Origin of the sequence: Alicyclobacillus acidocaldarius subsp. acidocaldarius Tc-4-1, from assembly GCF_000219875.1 — a bacterium.
GTDB classification, from domain to species: Bacteria; Bacillota; Bacilli; order Alicyclobacillales; family Alicyclobacillaceae; genus Alicyclobacillus; species Alicyclobacillus acidocaldarius_A.
The window spans coordinates 2,963,131-2,981,980 of sequence record NC_017167.1; the positions used below are offsets into that span (position 1 = coordinate 2,963,131).

The following is an 18,850-nucleotide window of genomic DNA, read 5'->3' on the forward strand; positions in this document are numbered from 1 at the left end:
CACGTCCTCACCGGCCCCACCCGGTTAGCTCCATCTCGAGGAGGTCTCCTTCATGACGGAAACCATGAATCCGTACGCGAAGCGCCGGGAGGCGCTGTTTCGCCGCATCCCCGACGGCGCCATCGCGCTCTTCTTCGCCGGCCAGGCTCCCCACATGTCCGGCGATCACGCATACAGTCCCTTCCACGTGAACCGCAACTTCTTCTATCTGACCGGCATCACACAAGAACACTCGCGACTTCTGCTCGCGAAGCTCGGGGGCAGCGAACAGGCCATCCTCTTCACGGAACACGTCTCCGAAGTGGAGGAAAAGTGGACCGGCAAGCGGCTCCCGGACCACCTCGCGCGAGAGATATCCGGCATCGCGGAGGTGCAGGATCTCGCCCAATTTGAAACGACGATCGGGCGCATGCTGCGCACCGGCGAATACGAATGGCTGTATTTGGATGTCGAGCAGGACCGGTTTCACCAAACGGAGACTGAGGCGCACCGCTTCGCGCGCATCTTTCGGGAAAATACCCGGCCATCGTCATCCGCAACCCCTACGCCGAGGTGTGCCGGATGCGCACGGTGAAGGACGAGGCCGAGATCGACTGCATACGGCAGGCGATAGACATCACGCGCGAAGGCGTGTTGGCCATGATGAAAAACGCGCGGCCGGGCATGAGAGAATATGAACTCGAGGCGCACTTTGACTTCGCGCTTCGGTCCCGGGGCGTGCGGGAGCACGCGTTTCCGCCGATTGTGGCGGGCAGCGAGCGCGCGTGCGTTCTTCACTACGTGGACAACGACCAGGTCATTGAAGATGGCCAGCTCGTGCTCTGCGATCTCGGCGCGCAGTACGGCTGCTATTCGGCCGACATCACGCGCACGTTCCCCATCTCGGGGCGGTTCACGGCGCGCCAACGGGAGATCTACAACATCGTGCTGGCGGCGATGGAGGCGACCATTGAAGCCATTCGCCCGGGTGTGACGATGAGTGAATTGAACGACGTCACGAAATCCGTGTTGGCGCAGGAACTGAAGCGCATCGGACTCATTCAGGACGACAGCGAAGTCGCGCGCTACTACTACCACGGCGTCAGCCATCGGCTGGGGCTTGACACGCACGACGTCGGATCGCCCAAGTGGCCGCTCGAGGCGGGCGACGTCATCACGGTCGAGCCGGGGCTGTACATCGCGGAAGAGGGCATTGGCATTCGCATTGAAGACGACGTGCTGGTGACGGAGAACGGCGCGGTCAACCTTTCGCTGAATATCCCGAAGGACCCGGACGAGATCGAGCGCATCATGCGCGGGTGACAAAGCGCCCCGTGTCCGCCGGCGAGGCCGAGGGGGCTTTGTGTCGCCCCTCGGCCGGTCTCCCGGCTGTGCGCGACGATTGGCACGCGGCTGAGGAGGTTGGCGCACCTTTGAAAGCGAATTCATCAGGCAGCGGAGCGCGGCCCGCTCGATGGACCGGGCCGTGAATGGACGCGGCCACACGGAAAGGATGAGGCACCTTGACGAACGCAGGTCGCTGGGTGTTGCGAATAGTGGCAGGCGTGATCGTGCTCGCCATCCTTGCTTGGCTCGCCACGATGGCAATTGGGTACGTGGTTGCAGAAAAGTTGACGCATCCCGCGCGCAAACCCATCACCACGTCCCCTGCCGCGTATGGCCTCACATATGAGAACATCCACTTCCCGTCCCGCGTGGATCACCTGATGCTTTCCGGCTGGCTGATTCCCGCCGCAAAGCCGACGAATCGCATCGTGATTGAAGCGCACGGATATCGGCAGAACCGCGCCCTGGATCACCCGGCGCTGCCGGTGGCCAAAGCGCTGCACGACGCAGGTTTTGCCGTGCTCATGTTCGATTTCCGCGACGAAGGCGAATCGCCCGGCAGCGAGGTGACCGTCGGAGACTACGAGCTGCGGGACCTTCTCGGCGCCATCGACTACGCGCACAAACTTGGCTACGACGAGGTCGGGCTCATCGGCTACTCGATGGGCGCGTCGACCGCGCTCGAGGCCACGGCGGCTGATCCGTCTGTGGACGCGACCGTCGCCGACAGCCCGTTTGACGATCTCGAGACCTACCTGCAGCAAAATTTGAGCGTGTGGACCAACCTGCCCTCGTTCCCCTTTAACGGGGAGATTCTGTGGGAGGTCAAGCACCTGTTCGGCCTGGATCCGAACGCGGTCGATCCGCTGAAACAGCTCGCGTCGGCCAAGCCTCGCCCGATTCTCCTCATCGCGGGGACCGCCGACACCACCATTCCGCCGGCGAACAGCGAAGCGCTGTACGACGAGCTGCATAGGCGGGATCCGGAGGATACGCTGTGGCTGGTTCCGGGAGCGAAACACGTGGGCGCGTACGACGTAGAGCCAAAGGCGTATCTGCAGCGTGTCGTTGACTTCTTCGAAGCGTACATGCCGGTGAACGTAACGTCGTCGTGACGCGGCTGCCTGCACGGAATGGCCCTGTAAGGCACGGCGCTGTGTCAAAGGGTATGCTGTTCAGCGCTTTCGCGGGATCCGCCACGCGTTGTCGGCCTTGTCAAACCCGATATGCGGGTAATACGACATCGCCGTCGGAGCCGCCAACAGAAGCAACATGACTTCATCCGACAGCGCTTCGCGCGTCATCTCCACCAGCCGCTTGCCAATCCCCTGTCGTTGGTACGCGCGGTCCACGGCGAGATCGGACAAGTAGCAACAGAAGCAAAAATCTGTGAGCGATCTCGCCACACCCACCAGCCGTTCGCCATCCCACGCGGTGACCATCAGATCCGCCGCGTGGGCCATGCGCTCCATGCGAGCGAGATCGTCAACGGGGCGGCGGATGCCTGAGCGGCGAAACACGTCGGCCAATTGGGGGCCGGAGACGGGACGCGTGGTGGAGTATTCGATGCTCATCCTGTGGCTCCTTTCCCGGACAGCAAGCTCGGCAGGCGCCTCAATCCTGTCATGGCGTACGGTTGTCGCGCGTGCGTCAATCGATCTCGTAGAGGCTGGCGACGGGTGTGACCATCTCCATGTACTTGCCTGGGTCCTGAATGGGGCGGAAACCGAACTGTTCATAGAGACCATGCGCATCGCTCGTGACTAAGACGAAGCGACGTAAGCTCTGGAGATGGGGATGCTTCATGATCGAACGGATCAACGCCTTTCCAACACCGTGACCGCGATATTCTGGCAGGACGAACATATCGGTGAGATAGGCGAACGTCGCCAAATCCGAGACCACGCGGGCGAATGCAATCAATGTCTCACGCTGATACACGCCAAAACACAGGGAATTTTCGATGGCCTGTTCGACAAGCGATCTTGGAATACCGCGACTCCAATAGGCTTCGTCATGCAGAAAGCGATAGAGAACCTCTCGATCGATCCGATTTCGGTCTTTCGAAATTTCCTATTCTTCATCACATTCCGTCCAAACGTCGTAGGACATCATTCCCATTCACTCGCTCCTTCGCCGTTCAATTTCGCCAACACAGCCGCGACCTTTTCGTCCATCGAATGATGGACGTCGCGGCGATCGTCGATTTTGATCACGGTCGACAGCCGCTTGGCGCCCATGGCCACGAGCGCCTCGTGCATCTCCTGAATCGCCGCAAAGATGGTGCTCAAATCGCCCTCGATGGTCGTGAACATCGGATCCAGCCGATAGTTCAGTGCTGGATAGCGCGCGAGCACGCGCTCAGCTTCCGCGACGAAGTGGCTCACGCTCGTCTCGCCCGTGCCGATGGGCGAAATGCTGACAGCGACCATGGCCATGCACAATCCCTCCCATGCCCAACACGGCAATCCCCAAACACCAAGGCTAAACTGATGATATCAGAATGGTCGCGCGATGGGGGGTTCTCCTCATCTGAACGTCTCTGGAGCAACATCCCATCCGACGCACACGCGCCGTTCGAGTGACTCGCTCGTCCATCTTACCTAATATCCAATCCGTGGTGCAGCCTGGTGAAGGTCGGCCACACATTGACGAATATCCGCAATATGGTACAAACCAGAGCCACAACAAGCGACAAGAGCGCAATCACAAACGGCCCAAATTGGATCCCCAGTGACACCGCGTCCGCCACTGTCATGGCCTCACCCCCTCCCGTTCTCGCGAGCGGGCAGGGAGTGAGCCCCAAGGTGGTGCCCACCTGTAACCTGCCAAACTGGTTTCCATCCGTCACTGCACAAGTGAATCTATCATCGCACGGTTAGGAGATCTCCGCAGGTCTTCTGGTCCTGTCGCAACGCGAGAGTCCGCACCTGGACGCAAATTCCTACTTGCTCTGTGAAGCGCTTTCGTGTATGTTGTGTATATCGATTTCGTAAATCGTTTACGTTGTTTGCTGCTCCAGCACTGCGCTCCCGTGATGTTGTCGGGCATGCTGCGCGCTGGGGCCATCCTGACCTACAAGGGGGTTTGTCCGTGAAGCGCTGGTGGATTGGCCTGCTCATTGGCCTCGGCGTGCTCATCAACTACTTCGACCGAACCAATCTGTCGGTCGCAGCAACGCCCATCTCGAACTTATATCATCTGTCCGACGCCCAGATGGGCATCATCCTGTCGGCTTTCGGATGGTCGTACGCGGCCTTCCAGATTCCAGTCGGCGCCCTGCTCGACAAGATCGGCGTGAAGTGGCTAAATCGCCTCGCGACCATCCTTTGGTCCATCGCCACGTTCATGACGGCCGTCGTCAGCGGCATGGGACTCATCATGGTTTCGCGCGTGCTGCTCGGCATCGCGGAAGCGCCCGCCTTCCCTGCGGCATCCAAGGCGACAGGCTACTGGTTTCCCGTGCGCGAGCGCGGCGTGGCCACGTCGCTATTCGATGCGGCGGCGAAATTCTCCAACGTCGTCGGAACGCCACTCGTCGCGTGGGCGGTGACCACGTGGGGCTGGAAAGGGGGCTTTTGGCTCACCGGCGCGCTCAGCCTCGTGTACGCAGCCTTGTACTGGGCCTTTTATCGCGATCCGCACGAAACCCGGCTCTCCCAGGAAGAGGCCGAGCTGTTGCGCGAGGGCGGTGCGCAGCAGGCTGGCGAGGCGGAGGCCGGGATTGGCAAGAGCCTCGCATACCTGCTTCGCCAGCGCAAGGTCTGGGGGCTGACGCTCGGGTTTGCAGCATACGGCTACTCGTTTTACCTGTTCCTCACGTGGTTGCCGAGTTACCTCGTCAAAGAAATGCACATGACGGTGCTGAAATCGGGCTGGTACACCGCTGGGCCGTGGCTCGTGGCCACCATCACCGATCTCGTCATCGGCGGTTGGCTGGTAGATCGCCTGATTCAGCGTGGGCACGACGTCACGCGCGTCCGCAAGACCGTGCTCGTGGTCGGCATGATCTTCGGCCTTGCCGTCATTCCGGCCGCGTTCACGCACAACCCGAACACGGCGGTCATCTTCATCGCCATCGCGCTCGGAGGCCTCGCGTTTTCGGCGCCGGTCGGCTGGAGTATCCCGTCGCTCATTGCGCCGAAGGGCACCGTGGGGCTCGTGGGCAGCATTATGAACTTCGTCAACAACCTGATGAGCATCGTGGCGCCCATCGTCACGGGGTTTGTGGTGCAGAGGACGGGATCGTTCGAATCCGCGTTTGTCATCGCGGGCGTGGTGCTATTGCTTGGCATCTTGTTCTACGTGTTCATGCTCGGTAAGATTGAGCCGATTCCGGATCCGAAGGTGTGACTGCGGTGAACCGAGATATCTGTATCGTGGGCCTGGATTTGGGTACCACGTCCATCAAAGCGGTCGCGTATACACCGGCTGGCGAGCTTCTCGCCAGCCGTTCAGCTGTGGTGAAGACGGAGACCGGCCCGGACGGGCGCGCGGTGCAGAACCCGGACGACGTGGCGGATGCGGCGATTGCGGTGCTGAGCGGTCTGACGGCCGAGATCGCGCAGCAAGGTCGCCGCATTGCGGCGCTCGGCATGTCGGCTGCCATGCACAGCCTTGTGGCGCTGGACCCTCGCGACGAGCCGCTGATGCCGGCCATGACGTGGATGGACGCGCGGCCCGCCGAGGTGGCGCAAGCGCTCTGGGCGTCGCCGGACGGCCCGCGGCTCTATGCGCGCACAGGCACGCCGATTCACGCCATGGCGCCGGTTTGCAAACTGGCGTGGCTGCGCCGGGAGAGGCCGGACGTGTTTGCAAGAGCCCGGCGCTTCGTCTCCCTCAAGGAGTACGTGTGGCACCGCCTGTTTGCCGAGTGGGTGTGCGATCCGGCCATCGCCTCGGCCACGGGCTTGTTCGACGTGCAGAGGCTCGACTGGGATCCGGATGCACTCGAGTTCGCGGGCGTCCACGCCGACCAACTGAGCCGCGTGGTGCCCTCCGACTGGAGCCAGCCGCTTGCGTCCTGCCGCCTTGCCCCCCGCCTGCCGCTCGCAGAGGGCGCACAGGCGGTTGTCGGCGGATCGGACGGCGTATTGGCCACCTTGGCAGCGGGCGCCAAGGAGCGCGAGATGCTCGTGGCGACCGTCGGCACGAGCCTCGCCGTGCGCGCCGCAAGCCGCAGGCCGGTGACCAAGGCCAGCCTGCGCACGTTCTGCTATGCCCTCGGCGAGGGTGAATACGTGCTCGGCGCACCGAGCAACGCGGGTGGGATTGTCATCGATTGGCTCGTGCAGACCCTGTTGGGCCACCCGGGGGAGATTGAGCGACTGCTTGCTGCGGCAGGCGAGGTTCAGGTGGACCACCTCCTCGCACTGCCGTATGTGGCGGGCGAGCGCGCGCCGTTTTGGGACGAGGGCATGTCGGCGGCATGGGTGGGCCTGCGCCTGCACCACGGCCCGCCGCACATGGTGCGCGCGGCGGTCGAAGGAGTCTTGTTTCACACGCGCTGGCTCGTCGAGGAGATGCTCGGCTTCGTCCAGGGAGCGCGCGGCGTGATGCTCGCGGGCAGGCTGTTTGAACAGCCCTGGATTGCCGAGTCAGCCGCAGCGCTTATGCCCGTGCCCGTTTGGATGCAGTCGGACGCGGACGGCGCCGCCTACGGAGCAGCGATGATGGCGGGGAGGCGCGTAGGCGTGGACCTGCCGCCGCTCGCTGTGATGCCGGGGCCGCAGGCGCTGGCCGCTCGCCGCGCAGAACTGGAGCGGCGGTACGCGGCCTGGCGAGAACTCGTCGAGAAGCTTCGCGCGTGAGGGCAACGGATGGCCCGAGCGGTGCAAGCGGATGAGCGACACATGGCACCTGACATCACGGGGCCGACGTCTGCAAAACCTCGGTCGCCGCGTGGCAGGACAGAGTCTCAGGCCGTGCCATCGGCGGGCACAAAGATTAAGGCCCCGCGACGGGCGGATTCAAAATGTGATCCGCAAACTCCCCCGCCATGGGAACGCCCGACTTCCGGATTTCCGCTGCGGCATGCTCGAAGTCGTAGAGCGTCTCTCGGAGTTCGATCTCGGTGCCGATGAGCGCCCAGCACGCGCCCCGCGCTGCGCTCGGAAGGCCGACGCTGCCCGGGTTCACGATGCGCTTGCCCGCCACCATCCGGTCAAACTGGATGTGCGTGTGCCCACAGACGATGATGGGCTCGCACACATGGGCCACCATCGGCAAGATCTCCGCTTCTGGCGTGTCCCGCCGAATGGCCTCCTCGTCACTTCTCGGCGATCCGTGGACGAAGAGCACGTCGCCGAGCCCCTCCACATGAAGCGTCACATGACTCTTCTGACTGAGCAAGAACGCGCGTTGATCCGGCGTGAGCTGGTCATGACACCACGCGTTCACGTCCGCTATCCAGCCTCGCACGCCTTGCTCCACGCCGCGGCGCTCGGCGACCTCCCGGTCGGTGTTGCCGCGGACGAAAGACACGGGGGCCGTCGAGCGCCATCACCCGCTCCAGCACCTTCCGGGGCTGCGGGCCAAAGGCGAGATCGCCCCCAAACACCAACGCGTCCGCGCCGGCGCGCCCGACCTCTTGGAGCACCGCGTCCAAGGCAGCCAGGTTCCCGTGGATGTCATACAAAGCATTTGACGCATGCAACGCACCCCTGTTATGATGGAATAAATCTTATAAAACAAATCTTCATAGTTTGTTTTGCGCGACAGATTGGCGCCATTGAACACCGGGAGGGATCACGTCCGTGGAACAGGAGAACAACTGGTCGATCGAAACCATTGCGGTTCACGGAGGACAGCAGGTTGACCCTGCCACGCTGGCCCGCGCAGTGCCGCTGTACCAAACCACATCTTACGTCTTCCAGGACCCAGATCACGCCGCTCGCCTCTTTGCTCTGCAGGAATTCGGGAACATCTATACGCGTATCATGAACCCCACGACGGACGTCTTTGAGCAGCGCGTCGCACAACTGGAGGGAGGTGTGGGCGCGCTGGCCGTCTCTTCGGGGCAAGCGGCCATCACGTACAGCATCCTGAACATCGCCGAGGCAGGAGACGAGATCGTTTCGTCAACGAGCCTGTATGGCGGAACGTACAATCTCTTCGCGCACACTTTGCCAAAACTAGGTATCCACGTGCGGTTTGTGGCCCCGGACGATCTCGAGGACTTTCGACGGGCGCTGACACAGCGAACCAAGGCGATCTACGTGGAGACGATTGGCAACCCAAAGGGCGACATCCCCGACCTCGAGGCCATCGCAGACCTTGCCCATGAACACGGCCTTCCATTGATTGTCGACAACACCTTTGCAACGCCGTACCTCTGCCGGCCCATCGAGCACGGCGCGGACATTGTCATCCATTCTGCTACAAAGTTCATTGGCGGTCACGGGACCTCGATTGGGGGCGTGATGGTTGACAGCGGCAAATTCAACTGGACCTGAATCCGTGACAGGGCCGATGGAAAGAGGCTGATGTGTGTTCTCGCAAGCCCCTTCACTGCGATTTCACGGATGTACATTCAATTTTCTTAGGGATTGTGAATATCGGTTGGAGCCAGTGCGGCGAAAAGGCAGATGTCCCCCCTGGACTCGTGAATGGTTGGGTTCGGTTTCCATGTCAGGTCATATGCAGTGTCTTTGCTCGACACAGTTCACGTTACGCAAAGGCCAAGTACAATCGCCGAAATGCCGGGAGCCATCGATTCCCGTACCCCAATTTCAGCTTGGTCTGTCTGGCGTGTCGCACCATCTTCGCAGCCAGTGTCATCAGGTTCTGAATCACAGTCCGGATCCGGCGACGTTCTGCCTTTTTTCGTAGCGGCGCATCATTTCGCTTCAGACTCTCCTGGCCGATCACTCGCAGCAGATTGTACGCCACGCATACAAAGTGCAATACCAAGTTGTTCGTGGCGAATTTACCCGAGGGCAGCCGCTCGGCGTCCAGATCCGTCTTGATTTCGCTGTGGAACTGTTCCATCACGGCGTGGTCGTGATACAGGCGAATGATCACAGCCGGGTCATCCGGCAGTGAGGTCCAGTAGGCGCTGACCTCAATGTCCGGTACCAATAAGATTTGGCCGTCGGCCGTCATGGTCCGTTCGATAACTTCGAACACCATGCGAACTGGTTCGGATACACCCTTGACGGGACACATCAGCGAACCATGATATACCTTCTTGCCGGGACGAGGTTCATGACATGTCCCGTGTCGCTGGGCAATCACAAGCCAGGCCTCGGGGCTCTCCTTTCGCAAGTTGCGCTTGATGATGAACTCGGCCCTGCTGTCCTGGGAGCGACACACGGCGATGTTTTCTGCACTGTCATTGCCGGCATCCAGACGAACCAGAAGCGGGAGGTCCGTCACCTGCCTTGCATACTGAATACTCTCCCGCAGGAAAGTCGACGTGCCCTTTTGTACGTGGGTACTGCCTTCACGCAACTGGACATTGACCACGTAGCCCTCTTGGCCAAGGTAAGCAAAGATGGGAGCATATCCGTCGTGCCCCTTGTATGTACGGGACACGCCTTCCTTCTTCGTGCCGGAATTATCAAAGGGACTGACGTCGATATCCAGCGGGATGTAAGTTCGACGCTCTGCAGGCACGCCCAGTTCAATCGGATGCAGAGTTACATCGAGGGCTCTCAGGAGCCTTGCGGACTCTTCCCGGAGAATGGACTCCCAGCCGGATTTTCCGGCAACCATGTCCAAACGCTGGCGCAGCGTCGGGCTCGAAGGCACGTTGTCTACTTGCAGTGCGATCATGAAAAACTCGTCATCTCGAAACGCTTCGATGTGGTCGAAGTCGGTCTTGCCTTGGCAAAGCAGCCCGATGTATGAGTATGCCACGTCCCGGTTTGAAATATCCGGTTTGCCCATACCAGGCAGGCGGGTCTGATTCAACCGCTCGCCGATTCTGGTTTTATCAAGCAACACGCCGACAAGGGTCATTCCCGAATGCGTGACGATGACTTCATCGGATTCTTCAATGATGAAACGCAAGTGGTTCACCCCGATGGTGAAGAGGGATTGAATACAGCCGATATCCGAACTATCTCAATTCTACAGGACCAACCACGAGCGCTTCAGCAATTTTCGCACCTACTCGTCACGGATTCAGGATGGAGAGAAAGCGGAAGATTTCGGGGGGCTCACGGAGCCTGATCCGAGCTACCACGGCGTGGTCTACACGGAGGCATTCGGTGAATTGGCCTACATCCTGAAGGCTCGCGTTCAACTCCTGCGCGACATCGGGGCCTCACTGTCTCCGTTTAACGCATGGCTCTTTTTGCAAGGATTGGAGACCCTGCACCTCCGCATGGCCCGACACAGCGAGAACGCGTTGGCGGTGGCTCAGTTTTTGGAGCAACATCCAGTCGTCGAATCGGTGAGCTACCCAGGACTTGCGAGCCATCCTCATCATTCGCGTGCCCTGCGGTTCTTGCCCAAAGGGCAGGGCGCCATCCTAACGTTTGAAGTTCGGGGCGGCGTGGAGGCCGGGCGAAAGGTTATTCAATCGGTGCGCCTGTTCTCTCACCTCGCCAATGTCGGAGATTCCAAGTCTCTCATCATCCATCCCGCAAGCACGACGCACCAGCAATTGACGGAGGAAGAGCAGCGCGCAGCCGGTGTGACGCCTGGCATGATCCGGCTGTCGGTCGGTACCGAGCATATCGACGACATTCTGGAGGATCTGGATCACGCGCTGCGCCGCAGCCAAGCTTGAGTCCGAGGTGAAAGGCCCTGCAGTCGATGGCAGGGCCTTGTCGCGTTATCGCCAAACATTCGTTTGGGCGATCTTGCAGAAGATCATTGAAATCTGAGAGCTTGCCTTAACTACTGTCAAAGCCGCAACAGAGAGTCATCGAAATCAACAATGAATTGACATGCAGTCAGCCTAGTCATACAATTAAAAATAAGTAATAAAATCAGTAAACTTTGTTTTAGGGGGTGATGCAGATGTGTTCGTGTCCTTTTCATTACCATTTGAGAAGGAGGGGTCAACGTGTCCGTTCCACTGGACACCGAACAAAGAACGCTATTGCGAGCCACCCACGAGGATTGGTGGTCCGTCGCCCTCGGACTATTCCTTGTGATGATTGTGGCGCTCGCGTATTGGATTGGCGCACCGTTTGATGTACTTCAGACTTCGGTCCCCAAGTCCTGGCCCAGGGTGGATTTGGGATCTCAGTTTCATGAACACTGGCCGTCCTATGTTGTCACCTGGTTGATCCTACTCATTCTTACGTCGATCCCGGCTGTTCAAATGGGGGTATCGATGGGTCAATACGCAGCCGGCTTCACCGTGCTCTTCGCCGCCGCCACGTTCATTCTGATCCTTGGCAGTCAGCAGACCTTGAAGACCGATGGCTTGGAGTACCCTTTCTGGGCGCTCGTCATCGGAGTGGTGATTGGCAACTTAACCCGTCTCCCAAGTTTTGTGACGTCCGTCACCGCTCGGTCGGAGCTTTTCATCGAAACGTCCATTGTGCTGCTGGGAGCGAACTTACCATTTACAATCATCGCCAAGTCGGGGCTGAAGGGGTTCCTGGAGGCAGCCATCATCATCGCCGTTGGGTTCGCCGTTTCCCAAGTTCTTGGCTGTTGGATGAGGGTGGAAGACCGCTACCTGGCCGTGATCGGTGCGGGCGCCTCCGTGTGCGGCGTTTCCGCAGCGATTGCTGTGGGCAACAGTGTACGAGCGAAGCCGCGTCAAATTGGGTATGTGGTGTCACTCGTCGTTGTCTACGGTTTGATCCTCATCTTCGTTCTGCCCGCTCTTGTCCGAGGATTGCATCTTAACCCGACGGTTGGTGGAGCGTGGATTGGCGGTTCAGAACTCGCAGATGCTTCCGGTGCGGCAGCCGCACAGTTGGTCGGAGATGAGGCTGTTAAGAGCTTTTCTCTAGTCAAGCTAAGTCGCGACGTTCTGATTTCCCTCGTCTGCCTCGTGTTCGGAGCCATCGCATCCGCGGTCTGGGATCGGCGTGAAGGGTCTGCAACCAAACGGTCAAACCTCGCTGGGAAAAGTCGTTTGGGCCCGTTTTCCTCAATTCGTTCTGGCCTTCCTCTCTGCATCGCTATTGTCCACGTGGTGGCAAGCAACGTCGGGGAAATCGTTTGGCACGGACTTCACGAACAACTTAAACGCACTCCGCACGTGGCTTTTCACGCTCACGTTCCTCAGCATCGGGCTGAACACGCGCTTCCGCGACATGCGTGACGTAACAGGGAAGGCCGTTGCGGTATTCACCTGCACTGTGCTTGCCAACGTGATCGGTTGGTTACCTTCTGGCGACTCTGTTGTTCTAGCACCTGGGTTTGTTCGTCCATTTCGCCATGTTCCACTCCTCGATTCGGCAGGATGACGCGTCAACGCGAATCCTTTCACTTCTCCTTCCGAGTGAGCCCGGCCCCATGGGATCGAACAGGCTTTATCACGCACTTGTTGGCCCATTGTTCCCCATCAAATTGCACTTGACTTTCCCATACAACTGTGCGAATCTACAGACGGCAGGTAAAATGTTCATCTCCCACTGGCCGGAGCCCCATGCTCCGTTCCCCGAGCATCGGCACGGTGCTCACGTGAAGGTGGAACGTGCATGAAAAACCGGCATCGAATCCTCCATAGGACAACCTCGCATCCCAGTCTGCGCTTGTCGCGACGGGAGGGTGTTTGATGCGCTCTCGTCCGATACGCTCCGTGGCAGTTGTAGGCGCAGGCATGGGTGGCCTCACTGCGTCCCTTTATCTGGCTCAGCGCGGCCACGAAGTCTTTCTCCTCGAACGAGCGAAATACCCGGGCGGGACGGCCGGCTTCTACACAAAGCGCGGTATGGTGTATCCGACCGGCGCCACGCTGACATTCGGGCTTGAACCCGGAGGTCTGTTTGCGTCCATCCTGCAAGAGGTAGGCGTGCACCTTCCGCTCTACTCCGTGAACCACGTGATGGACGTCCGATTGCCGGATCGGAACGTTCCGGTGGTCGCGTCCAAAGCGGAATGGTTGGCAGCGCTGAAGACTTCTTTCCCCGAACGCGCCTCCCAAGTGGTCCGCTTCTGGCGCGCCGTGGAGAAGACGGCGCAAGCTGCCTATCTGTTTGCGAAGGCCCGAGCGGCACTGCCTGTTCAGGCTCGAGAAGACTTCCTGCACATTTTGGCCACGATGGCCGCGAACAAATCCATGCTCGGCTTCGGTGTCCAACGCCTGTGAGCGACCGTTGCCGACGCACTGCGAGAGTTCCATCTCGACGACTATGACCCGTTTCGCCTCTTCATCGATGCGCAGCTGTTCGACGCGGTCCAGACCACGAGCGAGTGGGCCGCATGGCTTCCGTCGTGTCTCGCGCTGGACATCTACCGATACGGCGTGTGGCTTCCTCAGGGCGGCGTGCCGGCCCTGGCGGCGGCCATGGCGGATCGGGCGCGCACGTTGGGTGTCCATGTGCTGTTTTCGAACACCGTGACCGACGCCACCTATTCCCACGCGTCGAAACAATGGTGCCTGAGGACGAATCGTGGACACGAATTATGTGTAGACGCCGTTGTCAACGCGACGGGAACGCGCGTGACGGCGCAGACCGACGAACCCGTGAGTGGGGACACCTCAGCATCGCAGGCGAGCGGAGCCCAGTGGGGCGCGGTTCGGGTCGACGCGCTGATGAGCGGACAGGGCGTTCAAGAAGTGTGGTTTCACCGGGATGACCTCCGTGCACCTTTCGCCATTCAAATCGCGGACGACGCTTGTGTGGACGCCCTTCATGAAGGGCCATGTGGTCCCCTTTACATCACGTTTCATCCGGGAGAGGCAGCGGAAGGCGACTCTGGCGCACCTACTGGCGATCACGCCATCCGCGTCACGGTCAGTGCCCATACAAGCCCTCATGACTGGCTGAACCTCCCGAAGGCGATGTATCACGAGCGCAAGCAGCGGTATTTGCAAGACATGTTCGAGCGCATCGACCGGCGTCTGCCTCACTTTTCGGAGCACATCGTCGCGTGCTCGATGGGCACGCCGCTCACGTACGCGCGCTATCTGAACAAGGCCTGGGTTGGCGGCGTTCCGCTCACCGTTGCCAACGCCATCAGCCGGCCGAGAGGTCCGAAGACACCTTGGCCGCGCTGGTACTTGGCGGGAGACACGGTGTTCCCAGGACCCGGTATGCTGTCCGCAGCCTTGAGCGGCTTTTTTGCCGCGCGCTCCATTGATCCGCGGATCGGTCAACGGGCGTACAAGATGGACGAATCACCCAGTTCGCTCGTCAGGCGCTGAGGACGCGATCGTCCATCGCGCGAGATGGGACACGTACCTTTCATACCCCAGCGAGGAGGAAGCCCTGTGGCGACGTTCCACGTCAATGCAAGGCAGGTGCAGCTTCAGCATCAGGCGAAATCCGTCGATACTGCACGGATTGAACAGGCGGTTCGGATGATTCTCGAAGCGATTGGAGAGGCGCCGGATCGAGAGGGCCTCGTCGACACGCCCGCGCGTGTCGCCCGAATGTACCAAGAAATCTTTTCGGGATTGCATCAAGACCCTCGGGACGAGTTGTCCGCTCGCTTTCACGTGGAACACGGCGAGGTCGTGCTGGTGCGGGACATCCCCTTCTATTCGATGTGCGAACACCACCTGCTCCCGTTCTTCGGAATCGCGCACATCGCATACCTCCCGCACAACCATGTGGTGACGGGCCTGTCCAAGCTGGCGCGGCTCGTCGACGTCGTGGCGAAGAAGCCGCAGGTCCAAGAGCGCATGACGAACGAGATCGCGGACGCGCTGGTGGAGGCACTCGAGGCCGAAGGCGTTCTGGTGGTCGTGGATGCCGAACACCTGTGCATGAGCATGCGCGGCATTCGCAAACCTGGGAGCCGCACAACCACCGTGGCGACCCGCGGCCGTTACCTGCATCATCCTCACGAGCGCGAGGAAGTGCTCCGGCTCATCCGTCTCGGGGGTTGACGCGCTCAAGTTCGAAACGGGGGAATCGCCATGCTCATCACGACCACGGCTCGCGACATGCTTCAGTCCATCGAGGAACACTTGGCCAGGGCGACCGCGTCCACCTCAGACTCGCAGGGCGAGATTGGGGCCATGATCCGCTATCACCTGGGGGTGCACGCGGCCCCGCCCTCTCGGCCCCTCGGGCACAGCAAGCGGGTTCGGCCGCTGCTTCTCCTCACGGCGCACGCCGCGCTCGGCGGAGACTGGCGAGCGGCCCTGCCGGCCGCCGTCGCGATTGAATACGTGCACGGATTTTCGCTGATCCACGACGACATCGAAGATCGGTCGCCTCTCCGGCGCGGGCGGGCAAGCCTGTGGGCCGTGTGGGGCGTGGACCGTGCCCTGAACGCAGGCGACGCGCTCTTCGCCCTTGCGTTTCGCGTCATGGGCGATCTCGCCGACCACTTCGACCCCCGATGGGTCGTCGAGGCCTATCAGGCCATGACGGACGCGTGCATCGCGCTGTCCGCAGGACAGGAGCTCGATCTCGCCTTCGAACAAGTTGAAAACGTCTCCATCGAACAGTATCTGGCCATGGCTGAGTTGAAGACGGGCGCCCTCTTCGGCGCGGCGCTTGAGGTTGCCGCCATTTTGGCCGGGCACCCTCCGTCCGTGCGTGACGACCTGCGAAACGCCGGGAGGAAGCTCGGTGTGCTCTTTCAGATTCTCGATGACTTCCATGACGTGTTCAGCTGTGAGGAGGATCTGGGAAAACCAACCGCGCAGGACGCCCTTCGCCGAAAGAAGACGCTTCCGGTCGTGCTCGGGCTCAGTCGCGATCGCGAATTTGCCGAGATGTGGCGGTGCCTGCGCGACAATCAGGAGATGTTGCCGCACCTGCGCGCGCGGCTTGTCACCGATTCGATTCTGGGCGAGGCCATCGCCATCGAGGAACGGGTGCGCGCCGAGCTCCAACACCGTATAGAGCGCGCGCCCTTCGTGGACGCTTGGAAGCCGGAGATACTGGAAACCATCCATCGCCTCGTGCAGCGGCGGAGGTGAACGCAGTTGGATGAACGGGTCCTTCGCTTTGTGGTGGAAGAAGGGAGCCGCGCCGCCCATGAACTGTCTGCTTCCCCCGCGACAGTCCGGACGCGCCTAGGGGATTTACCCCGCGTCGGACATATCATCCGCCAACACAGCAAGACGTTCAGTCTTGCCGCGCGGTGCCTTCCCAGGCGATCGCGCAAGGCGGTGGAAGCCTTCTACGCCTTCTGCCGATCCGCCGACGACTTCGCCGATCACCTCGGTGAAGAGGGCAAGCGACGCCTGGAAGCCTATCTCGCGGCCATTCGCGGCAGCGCGCCCGCACCGGACCCTATCCTGGCCAGTTGGCTCGCCATCGGCGATGCCATGCGTATTCCGCGCCGGTGGAGCGAGTCGCTTGTCGAGACGCTTTTGGCAGATACACAGCGCTCCGTGGTCCCTACGCTGGAGGACCTGCTTGGGTACGCGTACGGTGTCGCGTCCACCGTCGGCCTCGTCACGACGGTCATCGTCGGCTATCGGCGAACGAGTTCTCTCGAGGACGTCCTCGCGCGCGCCATCGCGCTGGGGATTGCGATGCAGTTGACCAACATCCTGCGGGATGTGGCGGAAGATCTCTCGCGGGGCCGCATCTATCTCCCCGTCGAAGATCTGCAGCGGTTTGGCGTCACGGCCGACCATCTCGCGTGCGGCCGCCTTCACGAAGGTTGGCAGCAACTCCTTCAACACTACATCGCGCTGGCGCGCCAGCTCTACGAGTACGCCATCCCTGGCATTCGCCATCTTGCGCCCGCCGCGCGCGTGCCGGTCGCCTTGGCCGCCGTGTGGTACCGGGCCATCTTGCGCGATATCGAACGCCACGGCGGAGACGTGTTCACCCGGCGAGCGCACGTACCGCTCCTCAGGAAACTCCGCATCACGTGCTCCCAAGGGTTGCCCGCCGCCTTCGGATGGAGTGTGAGGGCTCGCGCGCGCTCCACGGACTCGTCGTTCCACAGCATTCACTCGCAACAAGGAGGTGCACCATGACTGCAAAGCGCATCACGGTCATTGGTTCGGGTTTCGGCGGCCTCGCGGCTGCTGTGCGACTGCAGGCGCGTGGGTTTCAGGTGGATTTGTTCGAACGGCTCCCCGAACCCGGCGGCCGAGCGCGCACATTTCAGATGGGCGGCTACCAGTTCGATGGCGGGCCCACCGTCGTGACCGCGCCCTTTCTGTTTGAAGAGCTGTTTGAACTCGCAGGCCAGCGTTTTGACCGCGCGGTTGAGCTTCTTCCCGTCGATCCGTTCTACAAGCTATTTGGCCAGGGTGACAACGCCCTCACCTACAACGGCGATCCGGCGTTCGTCATGCCGCAAATGGAGGCCATCCACGCCCCGGATGCGCCCGGATACCTGCAATTCCTCCGAGCCTCCGAACCCTTGCTTCAGAAGGGCTTTGTCGAGCTCGGCGCTGAACCCTTTCTCCGCGCCACGGACATGGCGCGCGTCGCCCCGGATCTCGTGAGGCTTCGCGCGTACGAGTCCGTGTATCGTTTCGTCGGCAGGTACATCCAGCACCCCTTTCTCCGCCAGTGCTTCACGTTTCACCCGCTCTTTATCGGGGGTAATCCCCTCAAGGCGTCTGCCATCTACGCCATGATCCATCTCATCGAGCAGCGTTGGGGCGTTTGGTATCCCCGCGGCGGCATGCGCTCCCTCGTGGAGGCGCTCGTGGCGCTCTTCTGCGACCTCGGCGGCAGACTTCACCTAGGCACATCCGTGGATCGCATCCTCGTCTCCAATGGGCGAGTCGAGGGCGTGATCGCAGGGGGAGAGCGCGTCGAGGCGGACGCGGTCGTGTCGAACGCCGATGCCGCCACCACCTACCTCAACCTCGTTCAAGAAGTCCCCTCGTCCGTGCGGCGCGGACTGACGCGAGCGCGGTACAGCATGTCGCTTGTCGTGTGGTATTACGGCCTCGCAACGGGAGATGTTCCCGACACCTTGGCGCACCACAACATCGTGTTTGGCCCGCGCTACGAGGACCTCATCCGCGACATTTTTGAGCGGAAGGTCATCGCAGACGACTTTTCCCTCTACCTGCACGTGCCGACTCGGACCGATCCGTCCGCAGCGCCCCCGGGCAAAACCGCCATGTACGTACTCGTCCCCGTGCCCAATCTCGCCTCCACCATCGCGTGGGACGAGGAACTGGGGCGACTGGAAGAGCGCGTGCTGTCGTTCATCGAAGCGCGATTCTGGCCGGGATTTCGGCGCTTCATCGAAGTGTGGCACAGGATTGACCCGCTATACTTTGCCAACGATCTCAACACCTATCTCGGCACGGGCTTCTCGCTCGAACCGCGCCTGACCCAGTCGGCATGGTTTCGCCCGCACAACAAAAGCCCCTTCATTCGCGGGCTGTATCTCGTGGGCGCAGGGACCCATCCGGGCGCCGGGATCCCAGGGGTCCTGCTGTCGGCCAAAATCGCGGAGAAACTCATCGTGCGCGACATGAGGGAGGTGAAGGGGCGTGCGTGAAGAC

17 protein-coding genes and 4 pseudogenes are annotated in these 18,850 nt (G+C 61.1%); 15 read left to right on the forward strand and 6 right to left on the reverse strand.

Annotation, left to right across the window (positions count from 1 at the left end):
- The first annotated feature begins 52 nt into the window (after positions 1-52).
- Positions 53-1,302: pseudogene (locus TC41_RS14570) on the forward strand (aminopeptidase P family protein).
- 200 nt (positions 1,303-1,502) lie between these two features.
- Positions 1,503-2,441, forward strand: coding sequence for an alpha/beta hydrolase (locus TC41_RS14575; protein WP_041695533.1), 939 nt, complete (start codon positions 1,503-1,505; stop codon positions 2,439-2,441).
- A gap of 60 nt (positions 2,442-2,501) precedes the next feature.
- Here the strand turns inward: TC41_RS14575 and TC41_RS14580 are convergent, their stop codons facing one another.
- The 4 genes from TC41_RS14580 to TC41_RS17100 form a co-directional block, all read right to left on the reverse strand.
- Positions 2,502-2,900, reverse strand: coding sequence for a GNAT family N-acetyltransferase (locus tag TC41_RS14580; protein ID WP_014465831.1), 399 nt, complete (start codon positions 2,898-2,900; stop codon positions 2,502-2,504).
- A gap of 76 nt (positions 2,901-2,976) precedes the next feature.
- Positions 2,977-3,396, reverse strand: a complete 420-nt coding sequence (locus tag TC41_RS14585) for a GNAT family N-acetyltransferase (RefSeq protein ID WP_041695534.1) — start codon at positions 3,394-3,396, stop codon at positions 2,977-2,979.
- A 41-nt stretch (positions 3,397-3,437) separates the two neighbouring features.
- Complete coding sequence (locus tag TC41_RS14590) at positions 3,438-3,764, reverse strand: MTH1187 family thiamine-binding protein (protein WP_014465833.1); 327 nt, start codon at positions 3,762-3,764, stop codon at positions 3,438-3,440.
- Positions 3,765-3,925: 161 nt separating this feature from the next.
- Entirely contained in the window at positions 3,926-4,084 is a 159-nt protein-coding gene (locus TC41_RS17100; RefSeq protein ID WP_014465834.1) for a putative holin-like toxin, read from the reverse strand.
- A 335-nt stretch (positions 4,085-4,419) separates the two neighbouring features.
- On the opposite strand from TC41_RS17100, the gene TC41_RS14595 reads away from it, so the two are divergent.
- Together TC41_RS14595 and TC41_RS14600 are read left to right on the forward strand one after the other, a co-directional pair.
- Positions 4,420-5,679 (forward strand): MFS transporter, encoded by a 1,260-nt coding sequence (locus TC41_RS14595; RefSeq protein ID WP_014465835.1) that lies wholly within the window; start codon positions 4,420-4,422, stop codon positions 5,677-5,679.
- Between the two features lie 5 nt (positions 5,680-5,684).
- The gene (locus TC41_RS14600) at positions 5,685-7,136 is read left to right on the forward strand and encodes a gluconokinase (RefSeq protein WP_014465836.1); all 1,452 of its coding nucleotides are present in this window, start codon (positions 5,685-5,687) and stop codon (positions 7,134-7,136) included.
- Between the two features lie 136 nt (positions 7,137-7,272).
- On the opposite strand, the gene TC41_RS14605 is transcribed toward TC41_RS14600, so the two are convergent.
- On the reverse strand, positions 7,273-7,809 hold the full coding sequence (locus TC41_RS14605; RefSeq protein WP_237699972.1) for a metallophosphoesterase family protein: 537 nt from the start codon (positions 7,807-7,809) through the stop codon (positions 7,273-7,275).
- Here TC41_RS14605 and TC41_RS16970 point away from each other — a divergent pair.
- Together TC41_RS16970 and TC41_RS14610 are read left to right on the forward strand one after the other, a co-directional pair.
- Positions 7,790-7,972 (forward strand): hypothetical protein, encoded by a 183-nt coding sequence (locus TC41_RS16970; RefSeq protein ID WP_237699973.1) that lies wholly within the window; start codon positions 7,790-7,792, stop codon positions 7,970-7,972. The genes TC41_RS14605 and TC41_RS16970 overlap by 20 nt on opposite strands.
- 109 nt (positions 7,973-8,081) lie before the next feature.
- Positions 8,082-8,774, forward strand: a pseudogene (locus TC41_RS14610) (O-acetylhomoserine aminocarboxypropyltransferase/cysteine synthase family protein); the annotation flags it as partial.
- A 220-nt stretch (positions 8,775-8,994) separates the two neighbouring features.
- On the opposite strand, the gene TC41_RS14615 reads toward TC41_RS14610, so the two are convergent.
- Positions 8,995-10,347, reverse strand: a complete 1,353-nt coding sequence (locus TC41_RS14615; protein ID WP_014463112.1) for an IS1380 family transposase — start codon at positions 10,345-10,347, stop codon at positions 8,995-8,997.
- Positions 10,348-10,440: 93 nt separating this feature from the next.
- Here TC41_RS14615 and TC41_RS14620 point away from each other — a divergent pair.
- From TC41_RS14620 to crtI, 9 genes and pseudogenes are all read left to right on the forward strand, one after another.
- Positions 10,441-11,062: pseudogene (locus tag TC41_RS14620) on the forward strand (PLP-dependent transferase); the annotation flags it as partial.
- A gap of 552 nt (positions 11,063-11,614) precedes the next feature.
- Positions 11,615-12,253 (forward strand): annotated as a pseudogene (locus TC41_RS17335) (YeiH family protein); the annotation flags it as partial.
- Positions 12,254-12,323: 70 nt separating this feature from the next.
- The gene (locus TC41_RS17340; protein ID WP_374952856.1) at positions 12,324-12,704 is read left to right on the forward strand and encodes a putative sulfate exporter family transporter; all 381 of its coding nucleotides are present in this window, start codon (positions 12,324-12,326) and stop codon (positions 12,702-12,704) included.
- A gap of 335 nt (positions 12,705-13,039) precedes the next feature.
- Entirely contained in the window at positions 13,040-13,549 is a 510-nt protein-coding gene (locus TC41_RS14630; RefSeq protein ID WP_041695535.1) for an FAD-dependent oxidoreductase, read from the forward strand.
- Positions 13,550-13,624: 75 nt separating this feature from the next.
- Positions 13,625-14,608 (forward strand): FAD-dependent oxidoreductase, encoded by a 984-nt coding sequence (locus TC41_RS14635; protein ID WP_237700131.1) that lies wholly within the window; start codon positions 13,625-13,627, stop codon positions 14,606-14,608.
- Between the two features lie 66 nt (positions 14,609-14,674).
- On the forward strand, positions 14,675-15,295 hold the full coding sequence (gene folE / locus TC41_RS14640; protein WP_014465842.1) for a GTP cyclohydrolase I FolE: 621 nt from the start codon (positions 14,675-14,677) through the stop codon (positions 15,293-15,295).
- A gap of 30 nt (positions 15,296-15,325) precedes the next feature.
- Complete coding sequence (locus TC41_RS14645) at positions 15,326-16,339, forward strand: polyprenyl synthetase family protein (protein ID WP_014465843.1); 1,014 nt, start codon at positions 15,326-15,328, stop codon at positions 16,337-16,339.
- A gap of 6 nt (positions 16,340-16,345) precedes the next feature.
- Complete coding sequence (locus TC41_RS14650; RefSeq protein ID WP_014465844.1) at positions 16,346-17,353, forward strand: phytoene/squalene synthase family protein; 1,008 nt, start codon at positions 16,346-16,348, stop codon at positions 17,351-17,353.
- Complete coding sequence (gene crtI, locus TC41_RS14655) at positions 17,350-18,846, forward strand: phytoene desaturase family protein (RefSeq protein ID WP_014465845.1); 1,497 nt, start codon at positions 17,350-17,352, stop codon at positions 18,844-18,846. Before TC41_RS14650 ends, crtI begins: the two co-directional genes overlap by 4 nt.
- Positions 18,847-18,850 lie beyond the last annotated feature (4 nt).